This window comes from Maribacter dokdonensis DSW-8, assembly GCF_001447995.1.
Classification (GTDB): Bacteria; Bacteroidota; Bacteroidia; order Flavobacteriales; family Flavobacteriaceae; genus Maribacter; species Maribacter dokdonensis.
In genome coordinates this window covers 73,932-98,086 of sequence record NZ_LDPE01000002.1, presented here as the reverse complement: position 1 = coordinate 98,086, position 24,155 = coordinate 73,932, and the positions used below count along the sequence as shown (strand labels likewise).

The following is a 24,155-nucleotide window of genomic DNA, read 5'->3' as shown; positions in this document are numbered from 1 at the left end:
TGACTAGGTGGCGATTATTTGGATTTATAAATACAAAAAGAAAGAAAAATACTACAAATTATATTTATGAAAATTCTTTTGAATTTTTCATGCTCCGATTATACATAAAAGAGTGCAGATTATACAAAATAGGTGTTTGCTGTTTCAGCTTAAAATTACCTTTAGCCTAGAGTTTCAGTATATTATAAATGAAATTGAAATGAGAAAATGCGGTTATATGTTGGCATTTTTTATTGTAATCTTATTGATTGCATCTCATTTTATGGAAGGTGAAGAGCCAATTAATGAGGGATTGGAAGTAGCTATTGAACTAAAACAAAATAAAGTGACCAGACCATAATTCAAAAACTCAACTAATGATCATGAAGAATAGTTTTCGGTTTGTTGGTAAATTTTTGAAGTTAGTTTGCTTTGGTATTGTACCATTTATGCTATTAAGTGGTGGGTCAAAAGTTGGGGTTACTAATAATAAATTGGATGATGGCACTTGTAGTTTTAACATCATAGGCAGTACTAATTTTCATATAGACGGTTTTGCATCGTTTAAGAGAATTACTGAACCTGATAACTTTGGAAATATTGCAGATAAATTAGTGTTGAGTTTTTCTGATTGTGATACTAACAAGATGCATAATCTGGAAATTGTTATCGCATCGACTAATACTGATGACGTTGGTGTTTCGGTCGGTAAACATAAAATTAAAAACATTCATTGTCTGATCAATAGGTTCAGCGGTGTATATGGTTTTGCCGATTTAAGTGAGGTAGGTGAACTGCCTTTCTTTGTGAAATCTGGTGATGTTATAATAAAGGAAAGTATTTCTAATAAAGTTGATGGAAATTTAGAAGTACAATTAGAAAATGCTAACGGAGAATCTTTGAATGTCAAGGGCTCTTTCAATGCACTAATAAAAGTTTAAAAATAGTACGGTTCTTTATAAGGTAGTGTATGTTGCCTTATATCTAATGTTTGAGCGCCATATAGTATAAATACGATTAGTCGTATGATTACATTCTAAGAAAAGGTTTCGGGGGAACTACCTTTATTAGTTTTGGTGGGCATTTTTCATAATAGAAGCATTAGTGGGGCCGTACATTTTTTATGGAATACACTTACCTGTTTTACCTCTTTTTATAAGCTAGTTTTAATAAACCATTGAGTATGATTTTTTATACTTTTTGGTTTAAAAAAATCATGTTTAAAGTTTACCTAAAATTAATGCTAAGTCCTTATTTCGCAAAGGTTAATGAACACTAGGAGTACAGGTACATTTCAACACACGGTGTTAAAAACTTTGTGGTCAAAATACCTAAACTAACTTTATATTTTCAATGCAATTTTAAATCTTTGTTAGTACCTTCAGAGAAGAAAACTATTTCTTTTTCACTACTAATTTTAAATCTAAATTATATGTCCGCAGCTTTAGAGCCTATTTTGGAGCCAAATGATGATCGCTTTGTTATTTTTCCTATCAAACATGATGATTTATGGGAATGGTATAAAAAATGTGAGGCTTGTTTTTGGACAGCGGAGGAGATTGATCTTCATGAAGATTTAAATGATTGGAATAACAAACTGAATGATGACGAGCGTTATTTTATAAAACATATTCTTGCATTTTTTGCAGCTTCCGATGGTATTGTTAATGAGAATTTGGCTGAAAATTTTGTGAGTGAGGTTCAATATGCCGAAGCAAAGTTCTTTTATGGATTTCAAATAATGATGGAGAATATTCATTCTGAAACCTATTCACTTTTGATAGATACTTATGTAAAAGATGAAAAGGAAAAGAATGTTCTTTTCAAAGCTTTGGAAAATTTTCCAGCAATAAAGAAAAAAGCAGATTGGGCCTTAAATTGGATCGAGTCGCCAAGTTTTGCAGAACGATTAATTGCTTTTGCAGCAGTAGAAGGTATATTTTTCTCCGGTGCCTTCTGTTCCATATTCTGGTTAAAGAAAAGGGGCTTAATGCCAGGTCTAACTTTTTCTAACGAACTTATATCAAGAGATGAAGGCATGCATTGTGATTATGCGGTTCACCTGCATAACAAGCATTTAATGAATAAAGTGCCAAAAGAACGTATTACTCAAATTTTGACCAATGCCCTGGATATTGAGCGTGAGTTTATTACAGAGTCGTTACCGGTTAGTTTAATTGGAATGAACTCTAAATTAATGACGCAGTATTTGGAATTTGTAACAGATAGGTTATTGGTTGAACTTGAATGTGATAGAGTGTACAATGCCTCCAATCCATTTGATTTTATGGATATGATTTCTTTACAAGGTAAAACCAACTTCTTTGAAAAACGTGTTTCTGAATATCAGAAAGCAGGCGTTTTGAACAAGGATAAAGATGATGATTCCCAGAAAATTAGCTTTGATGCTGATTTCTAATTAATGTAGTGCACAATTTTACCAATAGAAGTATACGGGAAAATTGTGTCATCATTTAAAATGTTAAAATTTTAACATTAATAACGTAAATATAATATTAACCCTTAATTGTTTGTAGCCAAATGTTCGTAGTTAAAAGAGATGGAAGAAAAGAAGTGGTCATGTTTGATAAGATCACCGCACGTGTACGTAAGTTATGTTATGGTCTAAATGGTCTTGTTGATCCGCTAAAGGTAGCTATGCGGGTAATAGAAGGTCTTTACGATGGTGTAACTACATCTGAGTTAGATAATCTAGCAGCGGAAATAGCGGCAACAATGACTACCACACACCCAGATTATGCAAAATTGGCTGCACGTATATCTGTATCTAACTTACATAAGAATACTAAAAAATCGTTCTCACAAACCATGAACGACCTATATACTTATGTAAACCCTAGAACTGGTAAAAAGGCCCCTTTATTATCAGATGAGGTTCATAAGGTAATTGCTGAAAATTCAGAAAGATTAGATTCTACGATCATCTATAATAGAGATTTTAGCTATGACTATTTTGGTTTTAAGACTTTGGAGCGTTCTTACTTATTAAAAATCAACGGTAAAATTGCAGAACGACCACAACACATGCTAATGCGAGTATCCGTAGGTATACATTTAAATGACCTTGATGCTGCTATAGAAACGTATGAACTAATGTCTAAAAAGTTCTTTACACATGCTACGCCAACATTGTTCAATTCAGGAACACCAAAGCCTCAAATGTCATCATGTTTTCTTTTGGCTATGAAAGATGACAGTATTGATGGTATTTATGATACTTTAAAACAGACCGCCAAAATTTCCCAATCTGCAGGAGGTATAGGTTTATCTATACATAACATTAGAGCAACTGGGTCTTATATAGCTGGTACAAACGGTACATCAAATGGTATAGTGCCCATGCTACAAGTGTTTAATGATACTGCTCGCTATGTAGATCAAGGTGGTGGTAAACGTAAAGGTAGTTTTGCAATATATCTTGAGCCTTGGCATGCCGATATTTTTGAATTTTTAGACCTAAAAAAGAACCATGGTAAGGAAGAAATGCGTGCAAGGGATTTGTTTTATGCCATGTGGATTTCAGATTTGTTCATGAGAAGGGTAGAAGCCAATGAAGATTGGACTTTAATGTGTCCTAATGAATGTCCAGATTTGTTTAATAGACATAGTGATGAGTTTGAAAAACTTTATCTACAATATGAAGCTGAAGGTAAAGGGCGCAAAACTGTCAAGGCGCGGGAACTTTGGGAAAAAATATTAGAATCGCAGATAGAAACCGGCACACCGTATATGTTGTATAAAGATGCAGCCAACCGTAAGAGCAATCAAAAGAATCTTGGAACCATACGTTCATCAAATCTTTGTACCGAAATCATGGAGTATACGTCGCCAGATGAGGTAGCCGTGTGTAATTTAGCATCTATTGCGTTACCTATGTTTGTAAAAAACGGTGAGTTTGATCATAAAGAATTGTTTAAGGTAACCAAAAGAGTGACTAAAAACCTTAATAAGGTCATTGATAGAAATTACTACCCTGTTAAAGAAGCGGAGAACTCAAACATGCGCCATAGACCTATTGGTTTAGGTGTACAGGGTCTTGCAGATACTTTTATAATGCTGAGAATGCCCTTTACAAGTGACGATGCAAAAAAATTAAACCAAGAAATTTTTGAAACTTTATATTTTGGTGCGGTTACGGCATCTATGGAAATGGCCAAAGAAGAAGGTCCATATTCCACATTTGAAGGTTCTCCAATGTCCAAAGGTGAATTTCAATATAATATGTGGGGAGTAAAAGATGATGAATTATCCGGTAGATGGGACTGGGCAAAACTTCGTAAAGAAATGCAGACCAATGGTGTAAGAAACTCTCTTTTGGTAGCACCTATGCCCACTGCATCCACTTCGCAAATATTAGGGAACAATGAGTGTTTTGAACCTTATACATCTAACATTTATACCAGACGCGTTCTTTCAGGTGAATTTATTGTGGTCAATAAACATCTTTTAGAAGATCTTGTTGGTTTAGGTATGTGGAACGAGAGTATGAAACAAGAGCTTATGAGAGCCAATGGATCTATTCAACATATAGAAACAATACCCCAAGATATCAGGGATCTGTACAAAACGGTTTGGGAGCTCAGTATGAAAGACATTATAGATATGTCTAGACAAAGAGGCTACTTTATTGATCAGAGCCAGTCCTTGAACTTGTTTATGGAAAATGCCAATTATTCTAAACTTACTTCAATGCATTTTTATGCTTGGAAGAGTGGTTTAAAGACTGGAATGTATTATTTACGTACCAAAGCAGCTGTTGATGCGATCAAGTTTACATTGGATAACAGTAAGAAAAATGTTGTAGCCACAGATGAGGTGAAGAAGACAGAAGTTGTTACGGCAATAGACAGTGAAGTGGTTATTACAGATACAAAGGTTTCTAAAGTGGCTCCTCAAGCAGAATTGGATATAGCACCTTTGTCACCTCAGGAGATGAAAGAAATGATTGCTAGGGCTAAGGAAGGGCAGGCAGATGATGATTGTTTAATGTGTGGTTCTTAAATACCATTTTTAAAAATAACCATAAAAAAGACCCCACATTTTGGGGTCTTTTTTACATACGGCTAAGCCGGAGGTTAAGTAAGGGGGCGTTTATTTATCGTTTGTGATATATGGCTTTAATACCGTCGTAAATACCAACGCGGCTACATATATCATTAATATTGTAATGTAGTTTTCCATAACTTAAGTAAAAGGGTATAAGATATATACGTATTAAAAACCTGTTTGGATTACGGAAATTTAATGGTATCGTTAAAAAGACTGTGATACATTAATCTTACAGCGTGTTTAAAGTTGAACCATTTATAGGTTAGTCTCATTTGAAATAATTCAAATGAATTGAACCTTATCTTCTTATAGATGTAAAAAGATAATTTTGAAGCCAGTAATAAACCGGCATAGACGAGTATTGCTTGTAGGTATTGGGACATATACAAAAGAACGAATAAGTAGGTTAATTCTTACAAAGTGAATATGTATTTCATCGAATAAATATTATTTTTCGATGAAATACATTCAGTTCTTCTTTTACTAATCGGTCATAGTGTTGCTGAACCCTATTTAAAGCTATCTACTTTTTTATATGCTTCAATTACGGCGAGTTCACCTTCTTTGCCCTCTCTAGAGTTTCCATGTTCCATGCCTAAAATACCATCATAACCCTGCTCATGAATCCATTTGAATACGTTGTCATAGTTTATTTCGCCAGTTGTGGGTTCTTTTCTACCGGGGTTATCTCCAATTTGTATATAGGCTATTTCAGACCAAGAAGCTTCCATATTGGGTATTAAATTGCCTTCTTGTATTTGTTGGTGGTAGATATCGAACAATATTTTACATGAAGGTGAATCAACTGCTCTACATATTTCATAGGCTTGGGGCGAATCCGTCAGGAACAATCCTGGGTGATTCCTGAAATTTAAAGGCTCCAATACCATTGCAATATTATGTGGTTCCAGTAAAGCTGATGCCTGTCTAAGACTTTCAATAACGTTGGCAGTCTGGTAGCCCATTTTTAGTTTCAAATCTAAATGTCCGGGTACTACTGTCATCCATTTGGCGTTCACCCGCTTGGCAACCGCTATAGAATTTTTAATATCATTTAAGAACTCTACTCTTTTTGCCTTATCCCCAGATGCCAGATTAGGAGTTTTCCAATGTATTTCATGTGCTACGAAGACGCCCATCTCCAAACCGCGTTCCTTCATGGTTTTTGCTATCTTTTCTTGCAGTTCAATAGGTCTTTTACGCATTTCATTATCTTCAAATGCGGTATAACCTTGGTCGGCCATAAAGTTTAATTGATCTATAGGATCTTCACCTGCAAGATTTTTGAACATTCCTAAATGGGGAGCATATTTCAGGTTGTATTTATGAACTTTTGGTTTCTGGTTCATAGAGTTAGCATAAGCTAGACTACTACCTAATGAAATGGCCCCTGTGGTCAATGCGGATTTTTGAATGAAATTTCTTCTTTTCATAAGTGGTTTTTTATGTAAAAAGCCAAGAACTATGTAAGATCAAGTTCTTGGCTTTTAATAATTAGAAAGTTATATGGTTATAAGGACCATGCCTTACCACCTGTAAGCTCTTGCATATCTCCACATGCTACGTATTCACCCGGTACAGGTAAATATGCCAATACTTCTTCACCTACATATTCAGACGCTTTATAGCCCCAAATAGTCATTCCTCTCAAGTTGTTGGCAAATGCAAATCTTGATATTTCATCATCTATCTCAGCAGTTGTACCTTCAGATATAGCTTTTGTGTAACTATTGATAGTTTCGAACATTTCTGCTTGCTGATCTTTTGTGTATTTCAAAGAACTTGCCAATACTGGGTCTAAGTCTTCGGTGGTAAGATCTTCGGCATTTTCCTTACCAGAATCTGCCAACGCTTTATCAATAAATTTGGTCATTGACATTTTAAGGAAATCCTGTTGTTCCTTTTCCATAACATCTTTTGCAAATTTGTCGATAAAAATATCTACTTGTACTTCAGAAGCAGAGGGAGTATCTGTTTTAGGTAAAATGATGTCTACCAATTTTGTTAAAACTTTACCTTGGGATTGAGCTAGAAATTCGGGAGTCCAGGTAATTGCTGGTTCACTTTTACAACTTTGTACAATTGATAATAATGTAGGGGTTGCAACCATATATCCAAGTGACAGCCCCATGTTTTTTAATACGCGTCTTCTATCCATTATATATTTCCTTTTTTAAGTTCTTCTACTGCATGGTTTGCAGCCCTTGCCGTAAAGGCCATGTATGTTAAAGATGGGTTTACGCAACTTGCAGAGGTCATAAAAGAACCGTCTGTTACGTAAACATTTGGTACATCATGTAGTTGATTGTTACCATTCAATACCGATGTTTTTCTGTCTCTTCCCATTCGGGCAGTTCCCATCTCATGAATACCTAAACCTAATGCACTTTCGTTATCATATCCTTTTACATCTCTTAAACCTGCTTTTTCTAACATATCTACAGCAGATTCTAGCATGTCTTTTCGCATTTTCAGCTCGTTTTCTTGTAATTCGGCATCAAATGTAACGGTAGGCAGTCCCCAGTCATCTAATTTGTCATAGTCTAGGGTAAATCTATTGTTCTCATATGGCAATACTTCACCAAAGCCCATCATACCGAACGTCCATCCACCTGGCTTTAATACGGCATCTTTTAAATCTTTACCATAAGATAGCTCGGCAATGGTTTCTTCCCAATTACCTCTAGAGGCACCACCTTGATATCCAAATCCTCTTTTGTAATCTTTTCTGTCAGAATCACCACCTAAATTTCTAAATCTTGGAATATAGATACCGCTTGGCTTTCTTCCTTTGTAATATTTATCATCAAAACCATCAAACTTACCAGACGCACCCACTTGTAATTGGTGGTCCATAATATTACGTCCTAATTGATCAGATGCGTTACCCATACCATTAGGGAACGTTTCAGATTTAGATTGCATTAATATAGATGTAGAGGCAATGGCCGATGCACATAAGAAAATCACCTTTGCTTTGAACTCAAAAGTTTCTTTGGTGTTTGCGTCAATTACTTTTACACCTGTTGCTTTTTTTGTATTTGGATCATACATTACTTCATGTACAATAGAGTCTGGTCTTAAAGTCATGTTTCCTGTAGCTTCCGCTGCCGGTAATGTTGATGATAAACTACTAAAGTAAGCTCCGAAAGGACAACCTCTAATACATCTATTTCTAAATTGACATTTACTTCTTCCGTCAAATTGTTTTGTTCCTGTAATATGGGCCGTTCTACCAGCTGTTACCACACGGCCATCAAAATTCTCCGCAACCTTTTCCCTAAATTCCTGCTCAACACAGTTAAGCTCCATCATAGGTAGAAATTTACCATCAGGTAATTGTTCCAAACCTAAGTTCTCTCCACTTACCCCTATATATTCTTCTACCTTGTCATACCAAGGTGCTATATCTTTATAACGTACAGGCCAATCTACGGCAATACCCTCTTTTTTATTTGCTTCAAAATCAATATCGCTCAAACGGTAACTTTGACGGCCCCATTGTAAAGAACGTCCACCTAAATGGTAACCTCTCATCCAATCAAATCGTTTGGTTTCGTTGTACGGATGTTTAAGGTCATTAACGAACCACATGTGACTGGCTTGGTTTGTAGTATAGCCTGTTCTGTTTTGTTTTGGTTGTTGTGCTATAATTTCCTTTGTTGGTTGCCCGGCATTCGGGAAATCCCATGGGTCCATATTGGCGGTCTCATAGTCTTCAATATGTTTTACCATTCGACCTCTTTCCAAAACTAGTGTTTTAAGGCCGGCTTCACATAATTCTTTTGCGGCCCAACCACCACTAATTCCTGTTCCTACAACTATAGCGTCATAGGACTCCTGCTCTTCATTGTAATAAAATTTGCTCATAAAAGTTGTTTAATCTCTAAATTTATTAAATATTAAATTAATTCTATACATTTATTGTCCATTCTTCTTGCGAAATTCGCTAAAATATGCATCTTGCATATGTATAAAATCTAGACATGGTTTTACGCAAACGATTGAGAATATTATTCAAACAACAACAAACAACCAAAAATGAGAACAAACAAGTTTATTAAGATTACAACAGCAGTATGTGTTGGACTATTAGTATTAGGTACTTACTCCTGTAAAGACGCCAAGAAAGAAAAAGTGGCAGAACCTGAAGTAGTAGAAGAAACACGTAATGCCGAACCATTTTTTGATTTATCACTCGCGCAGTGGTCTATGCATAAAATGATTAGGGAAGATGGCGTAGATCCGTATTCTTTTGCCGAAAAAGCTAAAAATTGGGGTTTTACCGGATTAGAGTATGTTAGCCAATTGTACAATCCGGAACTTGAAAAAGCAAATTACTCTGAAGAGGCTATGGCAAATTTTGTTGCCAAATCTAATGCCGAAGCTGAAAAGCACGGAATGAAAAATGTGTTGATCATGATCGATGGCCAAGGTAATTTGGCGGTCAATGATGAAGCAGAAAGAAATGAAACCGTAGAAAAACATAAAAAATGGGTAGATGCTGCTGCAGCAATGGGTTGCCATGCCATTAGAGTAAATCTTAATGGTAGTACCGTGCCAGAAGAATGGATAAAAAATTCGGTAGACGGATTAACAAAATTAGCTACCTATGCAAAAACCAAGAATATTAATATTTTGGTAGAAAATCATGGGGGACTCTCTTCTAACGGTGAACTTCATGCGGAGGTAATGAAAACTGTAAATATGGATAATTGTGGAAGTCTACCCGATTTTGGTAATTTCTGCATAGAACGTAAGCCAGATAGTTGGGATTGTCTTAAAGAGTATGATAAATACAAGGGGGTTAAAGAACTTATGCCTTATGCAAAGGCAGTTAGTGCCAAATCAAATAATTTTGATACCGATGGGTATGATACAGGTATAGACTATGTACAAATGTTGCAGATTGTTAAAGACGCAGGTTATACAGGTTTTATTGGTGTAGAATATGAAGGTTCTGAAATTAGCGAAGAAGCCGGTATTATTGCTACTAGAGACTTATTGATAAAAGCCTCAAATGAAATAGAATAATTTTTATGGAATGATGTATGGAAGCTTTTTTTAATGAAATTTTCGACTATAATTTTCACTGTAATAAAAAATTGATCGAGCAATGTTCAGAGCTAGACGACGTACCGGCAAACGCGGTACGTTTGTTTAGCCATATTCTGAACGCGCACCATATATGGAATGCTAGATTGGTGGATAAGCCTAGCAAATTGCAGATTTGGCAAGAGCATGAGATAAAGGACTGGTCAGATATTCATTATGATAATCAGCGTACATCTTTTGAGATTATCTCCAATGCAGATAATTTTGAAAAGCGCATAGATTATGAGAATACGGAGGGTAGACTTTTTACAAATACCGTTCAGGATATTCTATTCCATATCATAAATCATTCTACCAATCACCGCGGTCAAATTGCTGTGGATTTTAGAAATAATGAGAAGAAGCCAATAGGTTTTGATTATGTTTATTATAGAAGATAGATGAAAAGTTTAGTTAGGGCACAGCTTTGCTTTATGATGTTTTTAGAGTTTTTTATTTGGGGTGCATGGTTTGTAACATTGGGCACTTTTTTAGGGAATAACTTAAAAGCAACAGATGGGGAAATAGCATTGGCATTTTCAACACAATCTTGGGGGGCTATTATAGCTCCCTTTGTTATAGGAATTATTGCGGACAGATATTTCAATGCGGAAAGAATCTTGGGAGTTTTACATATTCTAGGCGGGGTACTTATGTATTTCATGTACGGAACAACCGAATTTGATGATTTTTATATTTTGGTTTTAGGATATATGATTTTGTACATGCCTACATTGGCATTGGTGAACTCGATCTCTTTCAATCAAATGAAAAACCCTGCCAAGGAATTCTCTTTGGTTCGTGTGTTTGGAACATTGGGTTGGGTAATAGCCGGCCTATCGATCAGCTATGTGTTTAATTGGGACCAAGGCATCAATATTGGAGATGGTCTGCTTAGAAATACATTTTTGATGACCGCAATTGCATCGGTCATACTAGGTGTTTTTAGTTTTACATTACCTAAAACACCACCAAGAGCGGCAACTACGGGTAAGATTAGTTTCAAAGAAATACTGGGTTTAGATTCCTTAACTCTGTTTAAGGACAAGAACTTCTTGATATTTTTTGTGTCATCGGTCTTAATATGTATTCCTTTGGCATTCTACTATCAGAACGCCAATCCTTTTTTGGTAGAGATAGGAATGAACAATCCTACCGGTAAAATGACATTGGGGCAAGTTTCTGAAATTGCCTTTATGCTTTTATTGCCCTATTTTTTCACCAAGTTCGGTTTTAAGAAAACTATTCTTGTTGCCATGGCCGCTTGGGTAGTACGTTATTTGCTCTTTGCCTTTGGAGATGTAAACGAGCTAGGCTTTATGCTGATAATCGGAATTGCATTACACGGAATCTGTTATGACTTTTTCTTTGTTTCAGGACAGATTTATACGGATAGCAAAGCTGGTGAAAAATTTAAAAGCTCTGCCCAAGGTCTAATTACATTGGCAACTTATGGGGTAGGTATGCTCATAGGTTTTTGGGTAGCAGGTAAAATATCTTCTGCGTATGTAATAAATGATGGGAAACATATATGGCAAACCATTTGGATGTATCCGGCTGGTTTTGCATTAGTTGTTTTTATTTTATTCGCTATTTTTTTCAAAACGGAGAAAATAGATTATCAATCTTAGATAAATTCTTTAATTTAAGCCCCAAAAATCAATAGACCATTAGTACAAATAGCCTTTATTTTATAGATAAATGGCTTCAATATTTCAAAATAGATAATAGTAATCCAACAAATTTTAGTAAATATTATTTTCAATTTAAACAACAACAAAAATGCCAAAGAAAATACGATTAGGAATATTAGGTGGAGGAGGAGATTCACTTATAGGAGTTTTACATAGAGTAGCTTCTTTTATTAATGACAATTACCAAATTACAGGTGCTGTGTTCAATCCGGATCATGATGCCAGTATTGCATTTGCAAAGGAAATAGATGTACCCTTAAATAGAATATACAAAGATTTTGACACCCTTATAGAAGAGGAGTTGAAATTGCCTGAAGATGAGCGTATACAGGTATGCTCTGTTCTAACACCAAATTTCTTGCATTACCCAATGGCAAAGAAGTTATTGGACAATGGTTTTAGTGTTATTTGCGAAAAGCCAATGACCACAACGTTAGAGGAAGCCAAGGATTTACAAAAGGCACATGCCAAAGCAGGTACCGTTTTTGCTTTGACACATACGTATACCGGATACCCAATGGTACGTCAAATGCGTGAAATGATCAAAGCAGGTGCTTTGGGTAAAATACATAAGGTTGATGCCGTTTATTACCAAGGGTGGATCAATACCATTATACATGATAAAGAGAAAAGATCTTCAGTTTGGAGATTGGATCCTAAAAAAGCGGGTATTAGTTCTTGTATGGGCGATATAGGTGTTCATGCTTTTAATATGGTAGAATATACTACCGGATTAAAAGTTAAAGAGCTACTTTGTGATTTCAATTACCTATACGAAGACAATCAAATGGATGTTGATGGTACCGTACTTATTCGCATGGGAGATCATGTAAAAGGTGTTATTAGAGGTAGCCAGGTTGCCACAGGTGAGGAAAATGGTTTGGCTATTGCTATTTATGGTGAAAAAGGAGCATTTAGATGGGAGCAAGAACGACCTAATTTTTTATATAAATTAAGTGATACGGAGCCTACGCAAGTTTATAAGCCTGGTCATGCCTATAACTCTGAATTATCATTAGACGGAACAAAATTGCCAGCAGGTCATCCTGAAGGTATATTTGATTCTATGGCGAATATTTACAAAGGTGTTGCAAAGGCCATTAGAGGAGAAGATTACAATGATGGCGAGTTCCCCACCATGGCAGATGGTGTTCGCGGTATGAATTTCATAGAAGCTACCGTAGAATCGCACAAAAGCGGTAATAATTGGGTAGCGCTAGAAAACTAATCCATTATATCGTAGAAAATAAAAGAGCCGCATTTTGCGGCTCTTTTTTATGTTGTAAAATGAAAAACTAGGAATGTACCATTTTAAATTCTTGACAGACAACGATCATACTTTCCCTAGGTTCCCTATTGAATTTTTGCAACTCTCTACTGAAAAGGTCCCAATGGTATTTTTTCCAGTACTCTAACGTTTTATCCCCGTTTGCTTCAAGTTGGGCGTAAGCCGAATCAATACTAAAATAAGGTTTAATTGTAACTGCGGTGGTAGCAACTATGCATTGTGCTTCACCATTATAATTGGTTACCACAATATAGTCTCCTATTTTAGGTAAGGGTTCATGACGGTTTTGTAGGCCTAACAAAGAATGTGTAATCGCTTTTTTAACACCGGTTTTAATTAAATTGGCATTCTCATTTGCGTCGGTTTCATTGTCGCCAAAATACATAGTTTTAGGCGTTTCGTGAAAAACGTCTTCCAAGTGGTTTTTTAAATAACTTCCCCACATGTTTCTTGCCGATGCATTCTCCATAGATTAATATTTTCTGTAATGTATAGTTTGTAGTAAACGCTATTCTTTATAATAAATTTCAGTATCAAGAAAATTTACCTTCTTTTAACTGTTCGGCTGCATGGTTTGCAGCTCTGGCAGTAAATGCCATATAGGTCAAAGATGGGTTTACACAACTAGACGAAGACATAAAAGCGCCATCCGTTACATACACATTGGGTACTAAATGTACTTGGTTGTTCTTGTTGATTATTGAGGTCTTTGCGCTGTACCCCATTCTGGCGCCACCCATTTCGTGAATGCCCAAACCTGGTCCGCTAGACTCTTCATAAGAAGCTACATCTTTAAAGCCTGCAGCTTTGAACATGGTAACAATCTCTTTTTTAATGTCTTCACGCATATTATACTCGTTCTCTTTAAACTCTACATCAAAAGCTAGTTGAGGTAAACCCCATTTGTCCTTTTCGGTAGGGCTTAGGGTTACTCTATTATCATCATAGGGTAAAAACTCACCAAATCCCGTTACGCCAATGGTCCAGCGACCTGGTTTCAATACAGACTCCTTTAAGTCTTTACCATATGAAAGTTCTCCAATTTCTTTTGACCAATCTCCCCTGCTGGCCGTGCCTTGGTAGCCAAAACCTCGTAAATATCCATTCCGTTTTGTTTTTTCGTTCAAGTTTACAAAACGTGGTATGTAAAACCCGTTGGCTCGCCTTCCTTTATAGTATTTGTCTAGGTAGCCATCAACTTTTGCCGTAGCACCTAATTTATAATGGTGGTCCATGATTCCTCTTCCCAAAGCATCAGAATCGTTTCCTAATCCGTTCGGGAAGCGTTTGGATTTGGATTGTAATAGAATACCGACCGATGCCATTGCAGATGCGCAAAGAAAAATCACCTTTGCCTTAAATTCAATTTTCTCATTTGTTTCTGCATCTATTATTTTTACGCCTGTTGCTTTTTTGGTATTATCATCATAGATAACCTCATACACTATAGAGTTTGGTCTAAGGGTCATGTTTCCGGTTCGTTCCGCTGCCGGTAATGTTGATGAGTTACTACTGAAATAACCGCCAAATGGGCAGCCGCGCCAACAACGATCTCTGTTTTGGCAAGTACCACGACCTTCAAAAGTGGCATTGGGATCGGTAATGTGTGCGGCCCTACCTATGGTAATCAATCTTCCGTCTTCGAATTTTTCTGCAACGTTGTTTTTAAAATCCTCTTCTACACAATTTAATTTCATGGCAGGTTGAAAAATTCCGTCAGGTAACACATCTAACCCTAAGGCCTCACCGCTTACACCTATATATTCTTCAACTTTATCATACCAAGGCGCAATATCCTTATATCTTACGGGCCAATCTACGCCAATACCTTCTTTTTTGTTGGCTTCAAAATCAATATCGCTCCAACGGTAACTTTGTCGACCCCAAGTAAGTGATCTACCGCCTACTTGATATCCACGAATCCAATCAAAGCGTTTGGTCTCTACATAAGGGTGTTCCAAGTCATTGACAAAAAAATGTTTAGAATCTTCTGTAGGTGCCCAATTTACCCGTTTTTGAATATGGTATTTTTCTTTATCTTCTTTAGAAAGTTGACCTTTTAACGGGTAATCCCAAGGGTCATCGTGCATGGTAGGATAGTCTTCAATATGCTTCACCATAGGGCCACGTTCCAAGACAAGTGTTTTTAAGCCCTTCTCTGTTAATTCCTTAGCGGCCCAGCCACCACTTATTCCTGTGCCGACCACGATTGCGTCGAATATTTCATCTTGATTCATGCTTCAATTTTTATCTTTTTCTGATGGTATTCCCTATATTTATAGCAAATCTTTAAAGTATTGAGAAGAACACTATTCAATTCTTAAATATAAGATAAATTGATGCATTTAATGTGTCTTTTTCAACAACTAAATCAAACAACAGACAGTAAATTTTTATGAAAACAATCAAAGGACCAGCCGTATTTTTGGCACAGTTTGTAGACAGTAAAGCTCCTTTCAACACCCTTGACGGAATGTGTAAATGGGCATCTGACCTTGGTTACAAAGGAATTCAGATTCCTACATGGGAAAGTTTCCTAATCGATTTGGACAAGGCGGCCGAAAGTCAGACCTATTGCGATGAGCTAAAGGGAAAAGTAAACTCATATGGCTTAGAAATCACAGAACTTTCAACACACCTTCAAGGTCAATTGGTAGCGGTACACCCTGCGTATGACCTTATGTTCGATTCTTTTGCGCCCGATAATGTACGTGGCAATGCAAAGGCAAGAACAGAGTGGGCAGTAGAAACGGTTAAAAAAGCCGCTACGGCCAGTAGAAGATTAGGGTTGAACGCACACGCAACTTTTTCTGGGTCGTTACTATGGCATACTATGCACCCATGGCCACAAAGACCAGCCGGTTTAGTGGAAATGGGTTTTGAAGAATTGGCAAATAGATGGTTGCCGATCTTAAATCATTTTGATAAAGAAGGTGTAGATGTATGTTATGAAATTCACCCGGGAGAAGATTTACATGATGGCGATACTTTTGAGCGTTTTTTAGAGGCTACGGGAAATCATAAAAGGGTTAATATTCTTTATGATCCAAGCCATTTTGTATTACAGCAGTTAGATTACATCACGTATATAGATCATTACCATGAATTTATAAAATCTTTTCATGTAAAGGATTCAGAATTTAACCCAACAGGTAAGAAAGGTGCGTTTGGTGGGTTTAATGATTGGGGAGATAGAGCTGGTAGATATCGCTCTTTGGGTGATGGACAGATAGATTTCAAGACCATCTTTTCTAAATTAACGCAATACGGATGTGATGTATGGGCAGTAATGGAATGGGAATGCTGTATTAAAAGTCCGGAGCAAGGTGCTCGTGAAGGGGCTAAATTTATTTCGGACCATATTATTGAGGCCACTGAGAAGACCTTTGATGATTTTGCCGGTGCGGAAATAGATAAGGAAATGTTGAAGAAAATGTTAGGACTTTAAAAAGAGGATAAATGAAGAAGTTATTGGTAAGTGCCACTTGTTTATTGGCAATGATGTCGTGTAAGCAAGAAAAGAAAGAAACGGTAAACGCTACAGTAGTAGAAGAAGTTGAAGTCGTTGAAAATGAATGGGAAGTACTGTTCGACGGTACTTCGCTAGATCAGTGGAAAGAGTTTAAGACTGACGGCGTAAGTGATGCATGGAAAATTGAAGGTGATGCCTTGGTATATACGCCACCAGCGGAAGGTGAAGAACAACAAAACCATGATTTGGTTACCAGAAAAGAGTATACCGATTTTGTTTTGACACTTGATTGGAAAATATCGGAAGCAGGTAATAGTGGTGTATTTTGGGGAGTAAGCGAAGATGAGAAATTTGGTACGGGTTATCAAACCGGTCCCGAAATTCAAATTTTAGATAACGATAAGCATCCAGATGCCAAAGCGGGTACAACGCACCAAGCATCGGCTTTGTATGATATGGTAGCCCCTGCCAAAGATGCAACCAAACCAGTAGGTGAATGGAATACGATGGTCATTACGGTGAACCATAAAGTGCATAAGGGTAGTGTTACTTTGAACGGTGAAGAAATGGTAACTTTTCCGGTAGCTAACGATGAATGGGACGCTATGGTTGCAAAGTCTAAATTTGCCGGATGGGACGGATTTGGAAAGTATACCACTGGTAAAATTGGTTTGCAAGACCACCACAACGTGGTGTCTTTTAGAAATATTAAAATTAAACAACTTTAATAGCATTAGGTTATGAGAAAGAATAACACTTTAATGATGTTGGGGGCTATTTTGGTTTTGGTGTCTTGCCAAGAAAAAGTATCTACCGATGTTGTAGAAACTATGCAGGCTAAAGATAGCGTGATCGTTTATGAAGAGTATATGGGCGAGGAGCCTACAAAACCCGAAGAAACTGAATTCTATGAACCCAAAGTGCCTGTTGTTAAACCTGGCGGGGTTGGGTCTGCCCCAAGTGATGCCATTGTGCTTTTTAATGGTACTGACTTAAATAATTGGATAAGTACAAATGATAGTACGGCTGCTAAATGGCACTTGAACAAAGATGGAAGTATGACGGTAAATGATAAGACCGGAAACATACAGACCAAGCAAAATTTTGGAGATGTACAATTGCATATAGAATGGAAATCTCCTTTACCGGTGCAGAGAGAAGGGCAAAATAGAGCAAATAGTGGTGTGTTTTTAAATGGTATTTATGAAGTACAGGTATTGGATCAAAATGATAACCCAACCTATGTAAATGGGCAAGTAGCTTCTATATACAAGCAACACGTGCCGTTGGCTATGGCTTCTGTGCCAACAGGGGAATGGAATACTTATGATATTATTTATCACGCACCGGTATTCAACAAAGATGGCGGTAAAATAAAATCTGGCGATATCACGGTAATCCATAATGGCGTGTTGGTTCAAGACCATGTTGAACTAAAAGGTACAACGCCATATATTGGATGGCCAAAAAACCCACCACATGGCAAGGGACCTTTAATGTTACAAGATCATGGCGACGATAGTCGCGTAAGTTTCCGTAATATTTGGGTTAGGGAGCTTTAAAAAAATAATTTAATAATTGAGGAGTAAACAAGAGTTCGGTTTTGTTTACTCCTTCTTTACATATGTATGGTAATAGGTTTTACATTAGATTTTTCAATTACCTTACCTTTGTCTTAATCTTAAAATGAATTTATGATTCAATCCATGACCGGTTTCGGTAAGCATGTAGTTCAGTTACCTAATAAAAAGATTACCGTTGAAATCAAATCACTTAACAGTAAGAGTATTGATTTAAATGCGCGTATGCCCTCCAGTTATCGTGAAAAAGAGTTAGAACTTAGAAAGTTGGTAGCTAATTCTTTGTTACGTGGAAAGGTGGATTTTAACTTGTACGTGGAACTTACCGGTAATGAAACCTCTACTCAGGTAAATGAAATAGCGGTTAAGCAATACATGAATCAATTAAAGAATATAGCTTCTGGTGATGATCTTAGATTATTGGAAATGGCATTGCGTTTTCCCGATGCCATGAAGACAGATAAGGAAGATATTGATGAAGAGGAGTATAAAGCCATAAAGGAAGCTTTAATAGGTGCTTTAAAAGAGATCAATGAATTTAGATCCGAAGAAGGCAGTGTTTTAGAAAAGGATTTTTTAGATAGAATAGCTTCTTTGGAAAAATTGTTGGAAGAGGTGATCGCAATTGACCCAGATAGACAGGCAACAATACGTGAGCGATTAGAAAAGGCGGTGCAAGATATAAAAGCTGATGTTGATGCAAATAGGTTTGAGCAAGAGCTTATTTATTACTTAGAAAAATATGACATTACCGAAGAAAAAGTTCGGCTGGCCAATCACTTGGATTATTTTAGTAAAACATTACTTTCAAATGATAGTAATGGTAAAAAATTAGGGTTTATTTCTCAGGAAATAGGTCGTGAGATCAATACTATTGGGTCTAAGGCCAACTTTGCCCCAATGCAACAGCTTGTGGTGCAAATGAAAGATGAGCTAGAGAAAATCAAAGAACAAATGTTAAACGTATTATAGATGAAAGGCGGTAAACTAATCATTTTTTCTGCGCCATCGGGTAGTGGCAAAACTACCATTGTTCGGCATTTATTGGCGCAACCAGAGCTGAATTTGGCTTTTTCGGTCTCTGCGACGTCACGCCCAAGAAGGGGGAAAGAAAAAAATAAGGAGCATTATTATTTTATGTCGGTTTCAGAATTTAAGAATCATATTAAAAATGATGATTTTCTGGAGTGGGAAGAAGTTTACAGGGATAATTTCTATGGTACGCTTAAAAGTGAGGTAGAACGTTTATGGGCAGAAGGCAAGAACGTTATTTTTGATATTGATGTTGTTGGCGGATTACGTATTAAAAAGAAATTTCCTGAACAGACCTTGGCGGTTTTTGTAAAACCCCCTAGTGTTGATGAGCTTAAAATAAGACTTAAGAAACGCAGTACCGAGAGTGAAGACAAAATTAACATGCGTATTGCAAAGGCATCGGTAGAATTGGCTACGGCACCTCAATTTGATAAGATTATTAAAAATTATGATCTTGATGTGGCTCTAAAAGAAGCGGTGAATCTAGTAGCAGATTTTGTTTCTGAAGACAAAGACTAGTATGTTATGAAGAAGGTAGGATTATACTTTGGTACCTTTAACCCTATTCATATTGGTCATTTAGTCATTGCGAACCATATGGTAGAGTTTTCTGATTTGGATGAGGTTTGGTTCGTAGTAACCCCACAAAGTCCGTTTAAGACCAAGAAAACGCTTTTAGACAACCATCAAAGATTCGAGATGGTATATGAAGCCACAAAAGAGTACGATAGGCTAAAACCTAGTAATATTGAATTTAACTTACCCCAACCGAATTACACGATAAATACACTTGTTCATTTGGGGGAAAAGTATCCAAATGGATATGAATTTTCGTTGATAATGGGTGAGGATAATTTAAAAGGGCTGCATAAATGGAAGAATTATGAGGCTATTTTAGATCTGCATAACATTTATGTGTACCCTAGAATTTCAGAAGGTGCTATAGAGCATCAATTTCAAGACCATGAAAAGATACATCGGGTAAATGCTCCTATTATGGAAATCTCTTCCACGTTTATACGAAAGGAACATAAAAACGGTAAAAACATTAAGCCATTATTACCACCAGAGGTTTGGAAATATATGGATGAAATGAATTTTTATAGATAGTACCCCAAGAATCCCAATAATTAACTCGCTGGCGCTATGTTTGCTGGAATTATGTTTTTAGTTTTGGCGAATGCTAGGGAAAGTTGCCCGTCCTGAATATCGTCTAGTACCCATTGTCCATTAGTATATTCCATTACCCAAATTTTTTCTTCTTCATCAAATTTATTACTTCCCTGAACAATTTTATGGGTGTCAATATCTTTTAGATAATCCATAATGTTGGCAGTAATTAGAAAGGCAATTCTTGAACCTTCTAAACCTGCATCTTCTGAAATCTCAAGATATAATGGTTTAACTGATTTTATGCCATCTACTTTACAAACATTCCTTAGGTTTTCTTTTTTCCATTCGTCCAAATGCACCAATTGCTGATTTTGCCAGTACCAATGACTAATGTAGCTAGAGGCTTCTTTTAAGTCTTGATTATTCCATGCGATATAGACCCTGTTGAATATATTACGTACATTCTTATCTAAATTGAGCCAAGAGAAATCTTTATTTCTTTTGCCTAATTCCAATAATACTTTTTTACAGTTTTTAACGGCAAAATATTCCCTGAAATAAACGTAGATAGTAAGAGGAAAAAATATAATTCCAATAATGCTTAAAAGTACTTTTCCCCACCAGGTCTTAAAAATTGCCTTCACCACAGTTCCGCCAGGTCCGGCATACATAGGATCAATATCAAAAAGAACTAGGGTAATAACCAGTATCAGTAGTATATAATGAGTTTTTCTCATGCTAAAAATGAATTAGGGTTCATTTAATAACTGAGAATATACTGAATTTAGTATATCAATATCTAATTATAGTGAATTCGCTTTACGTAGGTTATCGGTAGCTAGGTATACATCACCTTTATTATAATACCATGCACGTACTTTAGGAATTCTAATGCCGTTTACGGTAATCATCTCTGAAAGTAGAATGTACTCGCCATCATTTTTACTTTCATCATGAAAGAACTGATATACCTCCATGGCGTAGGTTTTAGGGTCAAAGTAAAAATACCAAGTATCATTACCTACTTCTTTTTCATACGTGGCTTTTAATACTAAATACTCCTTTCCCTTAAAAGTCTTCTTAACTACGTTATTATCTATTATAGTACCCGGATCTTTCAATTTCATAGGAAGACCATATAGGTAGGTATAATAGTTTTTCATCATCTTAGCGCGATCACAGCTAATATTCAAGCTATCCTTAATCTTTGGGAATATAGAAGTACTGCCGTTCAATTTCAATGTACATTCACCATTGTCCAATTCAGATTCAATAGTATAATTGTCTTTTTTAACTGTAGATTTAAAATAGTTGTTAGGCAGCTTCATTTCAATCACAGTGCTACGTGGACTGCTTTTAGGGTTTTCCATTTCAATGAGCATTTTACCTTTAAAACTAGACCAGTTATTTTCTGGGTCATGATAGGCAATGGCGCGTTCTAATAACTGAGTTCCTGTAATTTCTTGAGCATAATTTAATACCCCGTGTAGCAAGAAAACGGATAGCAAAACATATTTCATAAAACGTGTTGTTTAAAGTGTATCTCCTTTAGTCTAATGTTGCCGGTTTAACATCGGCATCATGTTCCTTGTAATATAGCTCTAGAAGGTTCATGGTCGCCGTCATCAAATCTTTAGTCTCTAGTAAGATAGTAAAATATAACGTAGTGTTTTTAGGACTGGATTCTTCTGACCTGGTGCGCTCAACCTGAAGGCTTATTTTTTGGGATACCAAATCATATAATTCTTGTTTGTTATTAAGAATGTTACCTATTTTCTCAAATGATCTTTCGTCAAAAGCATGATAGGTATTATCTAGAATTTCGGCAAGTTTAATATCTATTTGCTTCAGTTCCTTGATTTGGTTATACTTTAATTTTTTATGGTTATTGTTAACGTGCTTGTGACTTACCTTGCCAATATATTCCAATGATTGTGAAATATCTGTCAAGTGGCCCATGGCATTTATATAGAAATTACTGGCACCTATATGTGCTTCTTCCAAATTTTTAATAAAATAGAAGGTGTGGTTTCTTAGGTCTTCAATTTCGTTGGCCAATTTGGCGCCTTGCTTTTTGTTTTTATGAAGAGAGCTTAAGTCTTGTTTTGCAAGTCCGTTAATGGAGTTCGAGTATATTTTGTTGGCTCTTTTAACAACGTTTGCAATATTCTTGGCACTTTCCTCAATAACCCCTTGAATAGAACTGCTTTCAGCACGTTGTAAGATTTCCTCTTCTTTGGTTTCCTTTAATTTTTTAGTGTGTGATAAGTAGTTCTTGCCAATTAGGATAAAGGCAAAAATCAATAAGGCTCCAATTGCCCAAATACCTCCTAAATGTATAACATAAGCAATGATCGCTGCCGCAACAAAAGCTACAATGGCGGTAAAGAACCATCCGCCTATAACATTAAGCACACCCGCAACTCTATATACCGCACTTTCCGATCCCCAAGCCCTATCTGCCAAAGATGTACCCATAGCAACCATAAAGGTTACGTAGGTTGTAGATAATGGTAGTTTTAACGATGTAGCCAAAGAGATCAATACACTGGCAACCATTAGGTTTACCGAAGCTCTAATTAGATCAAAAGCAGGCTGATCTTTAGCTTTTGCTTTTTGGGCATATGATGTTGGCTTAATAAATTGTTCGTTGATTCTATTTTGAATTGCTACGGGAATTAATCCGTTTAAATTTTCTGAAGCTTTAATGGAGAATTTAACAATTTGCCTAGACAGGTAATTGGGCTCAAAACGTTCTTCTCCTTCATCTTGTCTAGAAAGATCCACGCTAGTCTTTACAACATTTTTTGCTTTAGATGAAAACCAAAGTGTAACCACCATGATTATACCAGATGCCAGTAATAGATACGTTGGTGTCTGTACAGCGACCGCAAGTCCTTTCATATTGTATTCTGAAGCTAATTGACCAGATTCTGACCAACTTAAAAAAGATTCATAAGCAGCCAATGGAACCCCAATAAAGTTTACCAAATCGTTACCTGCAAACGCCATGGCCAGGGCAAAAGTTCCTAAAATGATAATTACGGTATAAATATTCCACTTCAAAAAAGTGGTTGCTGCCCAAGACAGCACAAACCATAAAGCGAAATTTCCTAAAAGAAATAATTCTGGATTTTCGGCAATGAACATAGCTGCCTCAGGACTAATGATCGAAGTGCCTTTAAGACCTTTGATCAATATGAAATATATAATCGCAGTGATGGCCATACCACCAAAGATTGCACCTACCCACTTTGGCTTTTCGTTGAATTTAAAGGATATTAAAACCCTAGTAAAAAATTGAACAATGGCACCAATGGTAAAAGCAATGACGACCGATAATAAGATTCCAATGATAATCTCGGTGGCCTTATCTGTATTTATATAGTCGGTTAAATGTGTAATATTACCATCGCCAGAATATATTTTAACAAGCGATATTGCTACGGCCGCACCCAATAGTTCAAAAACAATGGAAACTGTTGTTGATGTGGGCATACCAAGGGTATTGAAAAAATCCAGTAATAAAATATCCGTAATCATAACGGCCATAAAGACGATCATGATTTCTGCAAATACAAATTCTGACGGATTAAAGATTCCTTTTCTGGCAACTTCCATCATGCCACTAGATGATATTGCGCCAAAGGCTATACCAACACTGGCAACAATCATTATAGTTTTAAAGGAAATTGCTTTTGAACCTATTGCTGAATTTAAAAAGTTGACGGCATCATTACTAACACCTACAATTAAATCGGTTATGGCCAGTACGGCCAATGCAATAATCATGAATAAATATATGTTCTCGCCCATCAAAAAATTAAATA

Annotated in this window: 22 protein-coding genes; 14 read left to right on the top strand and 8 right to left on the bottom strand. The window is 36.3% G+C overall.

Annotated features, from left to right (window positions below):
* Window positions 1-199: 199 nt before the first annotated feature.
* From I600_RS19195 to I600_RS10010, 4 genes are all read left to right on the top strand, one after another.
* Window positions 200-340, top strand: coding sequence for a hypothetical protein (locus tag I600_RS19195; protein WP_157490883.1), 141 nt, complete (start codon window positions 200-202; stop codon window positions 338-340).
* Between the two features lie 22 nt (window positions 341-362).
* Window positions 363-920, top strand: coding sequence for a hypothetical protein (locus tag I600_RS10020; protein WP_157490882.1), 558 nt, complete (start codon window positions 363-365; stop codon window positions 918-920).
* Window positions 921-1,411: 491 nt separating this feature from the next.
* A complete protein-coding gene (locus I600_RS10015; RefSeq protein ID WP_058104406.1) occupies window positions 1,412-2,398 on the top strand; it encodes a ribonucleotide-diphosphate reductase subunit beta in 987 nt (328 codons plus the stop codon).
* A 122-nt stretch (window positions 2,399-2,520) separates the two neighbouring features.
* The gene (locus tag I600_RS10010; protein ID WP_058104405.1) at window positions 2,521-5,001 is read left to right on the top strand and encodes a ribonucleoside-diphosphate reductase subunit alpha; all 2,481 of its coding nucleotides are present in this window, start codon (window positions 2,521-2,523) and stop codon (window positions 4,999-5,001) included.
* A 557-nt stretch (window positions 5,002-5,558) separates the two neighbouring features.
* Here the strand turns inward: I600_RS10010 and I600_RS10005 are convergent.
* From I600_RS10005 to I600_RS09995, 3 genes are all read right to left on the bottom strand, one after another.
* Window positions 5,559-6,482, bottom strand: coding sequence for a hydroxypyruvate isomerase family protein (locus tag I600_RS10005; RefSeq protein ID WP_058104404.1), 924 nt, complete (start codon window positions 6,480-6,482; stop codon window positions 5,559-5,561).
* Between the two features lie 77 nt (window positions 6,483-6,559).
* Window positions 6,560-7,207: a gluconate 2-dehydrogenase subunit 3 family protein gene (locus tag I600_RS10000; RefSeq protein WP_058104403.1), complete on the bottom strand. Its 648-nt coding sequence runs from the start codon at window positions 7,205-7,207 to the stop codon at window positions 6,560-6,562.
* On the bottom strand, window positions 7,207-8,919 hold the full coding sequence (locus tag I600_RS09995; RefSeq protein ID WP_058104402.1) for a GMC oxidoreductase: 1,713 nt from the start codon (window positions 8,917-8,919) through the stop codon (window positions 7,207-7,209). Before I600_RS09995 ends, I600_RS10000 begins: the two co-directional genes overlap by 1 nt.
* 171 nt (window positions 8,920-9,090) lie before the next feature.
* Between I600_RS09995 and I600_RS09990 the strand changes: the two genes are divergently transcribed.
* From I600_RS09990 to I600_RS09975, 4 genes are all read left to right on the top strand, one after another.
* The gene (locus I600_RS09990; protein WP_058104401.1) at window positions 9,091-10,083 is read left to right on the top strand and encodes a sugar phosphate isomerase/epimerase family protein; all 993 of its coding nucleotides are present in this window, start codon (window positions 9,091-9,093) and stop codon (window positions 10,081-10,083) included.
* Between the two features lie 17 nt (window positions 10,084-10,100).
* Window positions 10,101-10,544, top strand: coding sequence for a DinB family protein (locus I600_RS09985; protein ID WP_058104400.1), 444 nt, complete (start codon window positions 10,101-10,103; stop codon window positions 10,542-10,544).
* Window positions 10,545-11,774 (top strand): nucleoside permease, encoded by a 1,230-nt coding sequence (locus I600_RS09980; RefSeq protein WP_058104399.1) that lies wholly within the window; start codon window positions 10,545-10,547, stop codon window positions 11,772-11,774.
* Window positions 11,775-11,925: 151 nt separating this feature from the next.
* Entirely contained in the window at window positions 11,926-13,065 is a 1,140-nt protein-coding gene (locus I600_RS09975; protein WP_058104398.1) for a Gfo/Idh/MocA family protein, read from the top strand.
* Window positions 13,066-13,132: 67 nt separating this feature from the next.
* On the opposite strand, the gene I600_RS09970 is transcribed toward I600_RS09975, so the two are convergent.
* Together I600_RS09970 and I600_RS09965 are read right to left on the bottom strand one after the other, a co-directional pair.
* A complete protein-coding gene (locus tag I600_RS09970; RefSeq protein WP_058104397.1) occupies window positions 13,133-13,594 on the bottom strand; it encodes an ASCH domain-containing protein in 462 nt (153 codons plus the stop codon).
* 64 nt (window positions 13,595-13,658) lie between these two features.
* Window positions 13,659-15,362 carry a GMC oxidoreductase gene (locus I600_RS09965; RefSeq protein ID WP_058104396.1) on the bottom strand — a complete coding sequence of 568 codons (1,704 nt, stop codon included), beginning with the start codon at window positions 15,360-15,362 and terminating at the stop codon, window positions 13,659-13,661.
* Window positions 15,363-15,520: 158 nt separating this feature from the next.
* Here I600_RS09965 and I600_RS09960 point away from each other — a divergent pair, with 158 nt between their 5' ends.
* The 6 genes from I600_RS09960 (at window position 15,521) to nadD (ending at window position 20,322) form a co-directional block, all read left to right on the top strand.
* A complete protein-coding gene (locus I600_RS09960) occupies window positions 15,521-16,573 on the top strand; it encodes a sugar phosphate isomerase/epimerase family protein (RefSeq protein WP_058104395.1) in 1,053 nt (350 codons plus the stop codon).
* Between the two features lie 11 nt (window positions 16,574-16,584).
* On the top strand, window positions 16,585-17,325 hold the full coding sequence (locus I600_RS09955) for a 3-keto-disaccharide hydrolase (RefSeq protein ID WP_058104394.1): 741 nt from the start codon (window positions 16,585-16,587) through the stop codon (window positions 17,323-17,325).
* A gap of 12 nt (window positions 17,326-17,337) precedes the next feature.
* Window positions 17,338-18,159: a 3-keto-disaccharide hydrolase gene (locus I600_RS09950; RefSeq protein ID WP_058104393.1), complete on the top strand. Its 822-nt coding sequence runs from the start codon at window positions 17,338-17,340 to the stop codon at window positions 18,157-18,159.
* A 132-nt stretch (window positions 18,160-18,291) separates the two neighbouring features.
* The gene (locus I600_RS19190; RefSeq protein ID WP_058104392.1) at window positions 18,292-19,149 is read left to right on the top strand and encodes a YicC/YloC family endoribonuclease; all 858 of its coding nucleotides are present in this window, start codon (window positions 18,292-18,294) and stop codon (window positions 19,147-19,149) included.
* Window positions 19,150-19,731 (top strand): guanylate kinase, encoded by a 582-nt coding sequence (gene gmk, locus I600_RS19185; protein WP_058104391.1) that lies wholly within the window; start codon window positions 19,150-19,152, stop codon window positions 19,729-19,731. It begins immediately after the preceding gene.
* 6 nt (window positions 19,732-19,737) lie between these two features.
* Entirely contained in the window at window positions 19,738-20,322 is a 585-nt protein-coding gene (gene nadD / locus I600_RS09935) for a nicotinate (nicotinamide) nucleotide adenylyltransferase (RefSeq protein WP_058104390.1), read from the top strand.
* Window positions 20,323-20,342: 20 nt separating this feature from the next.
* On the opposite strand, the gene I600_RS09930 is transcribed toward nadD, so the two are convergent.
* The 3 genes from I600_RS09930 to I600_RS09920 form a co-directional block, all read right to left on the bottom strand.
* On the bottom strand, window positions 20,343-21,062 hold the full coding sequence (locus tag I600_RS09930; RefSeq protein WP_058104389.1) for a Tim44 domain-containing protein: 720 nt from the start codon (window positions 21,060-21,062) through the stop codon (window positions 20,343-20,345).
* A 66-nt stretch (window positions 21,063-21,128) separates the two neighbouring features.
* On the bottom strand, window positions 21,129-21,845 hold the full coding sequence (locus I600_RS09925) for a DUF6503 family protein (protein WP_058104388.1): 717 nt from the start codon (window positions 21,843-21,845) through the stop codon (window positions 21,129-21,131).
* 28 nt (window positions 21,846-21,873) lie between these two features.
* Window positions 21,874-24,141, bottom strand: coding sequence for an inorganic phosphate transporter (locus I600_RS09920; RefSeq protein ID WP_058104387.1), 2,268 nt, complete (start codon window positions 24,139-24,141; stop codon window positions 21,874-21,876).
* Window positions 24,142-24,155 lie beyond the last annotated feature (14 nt).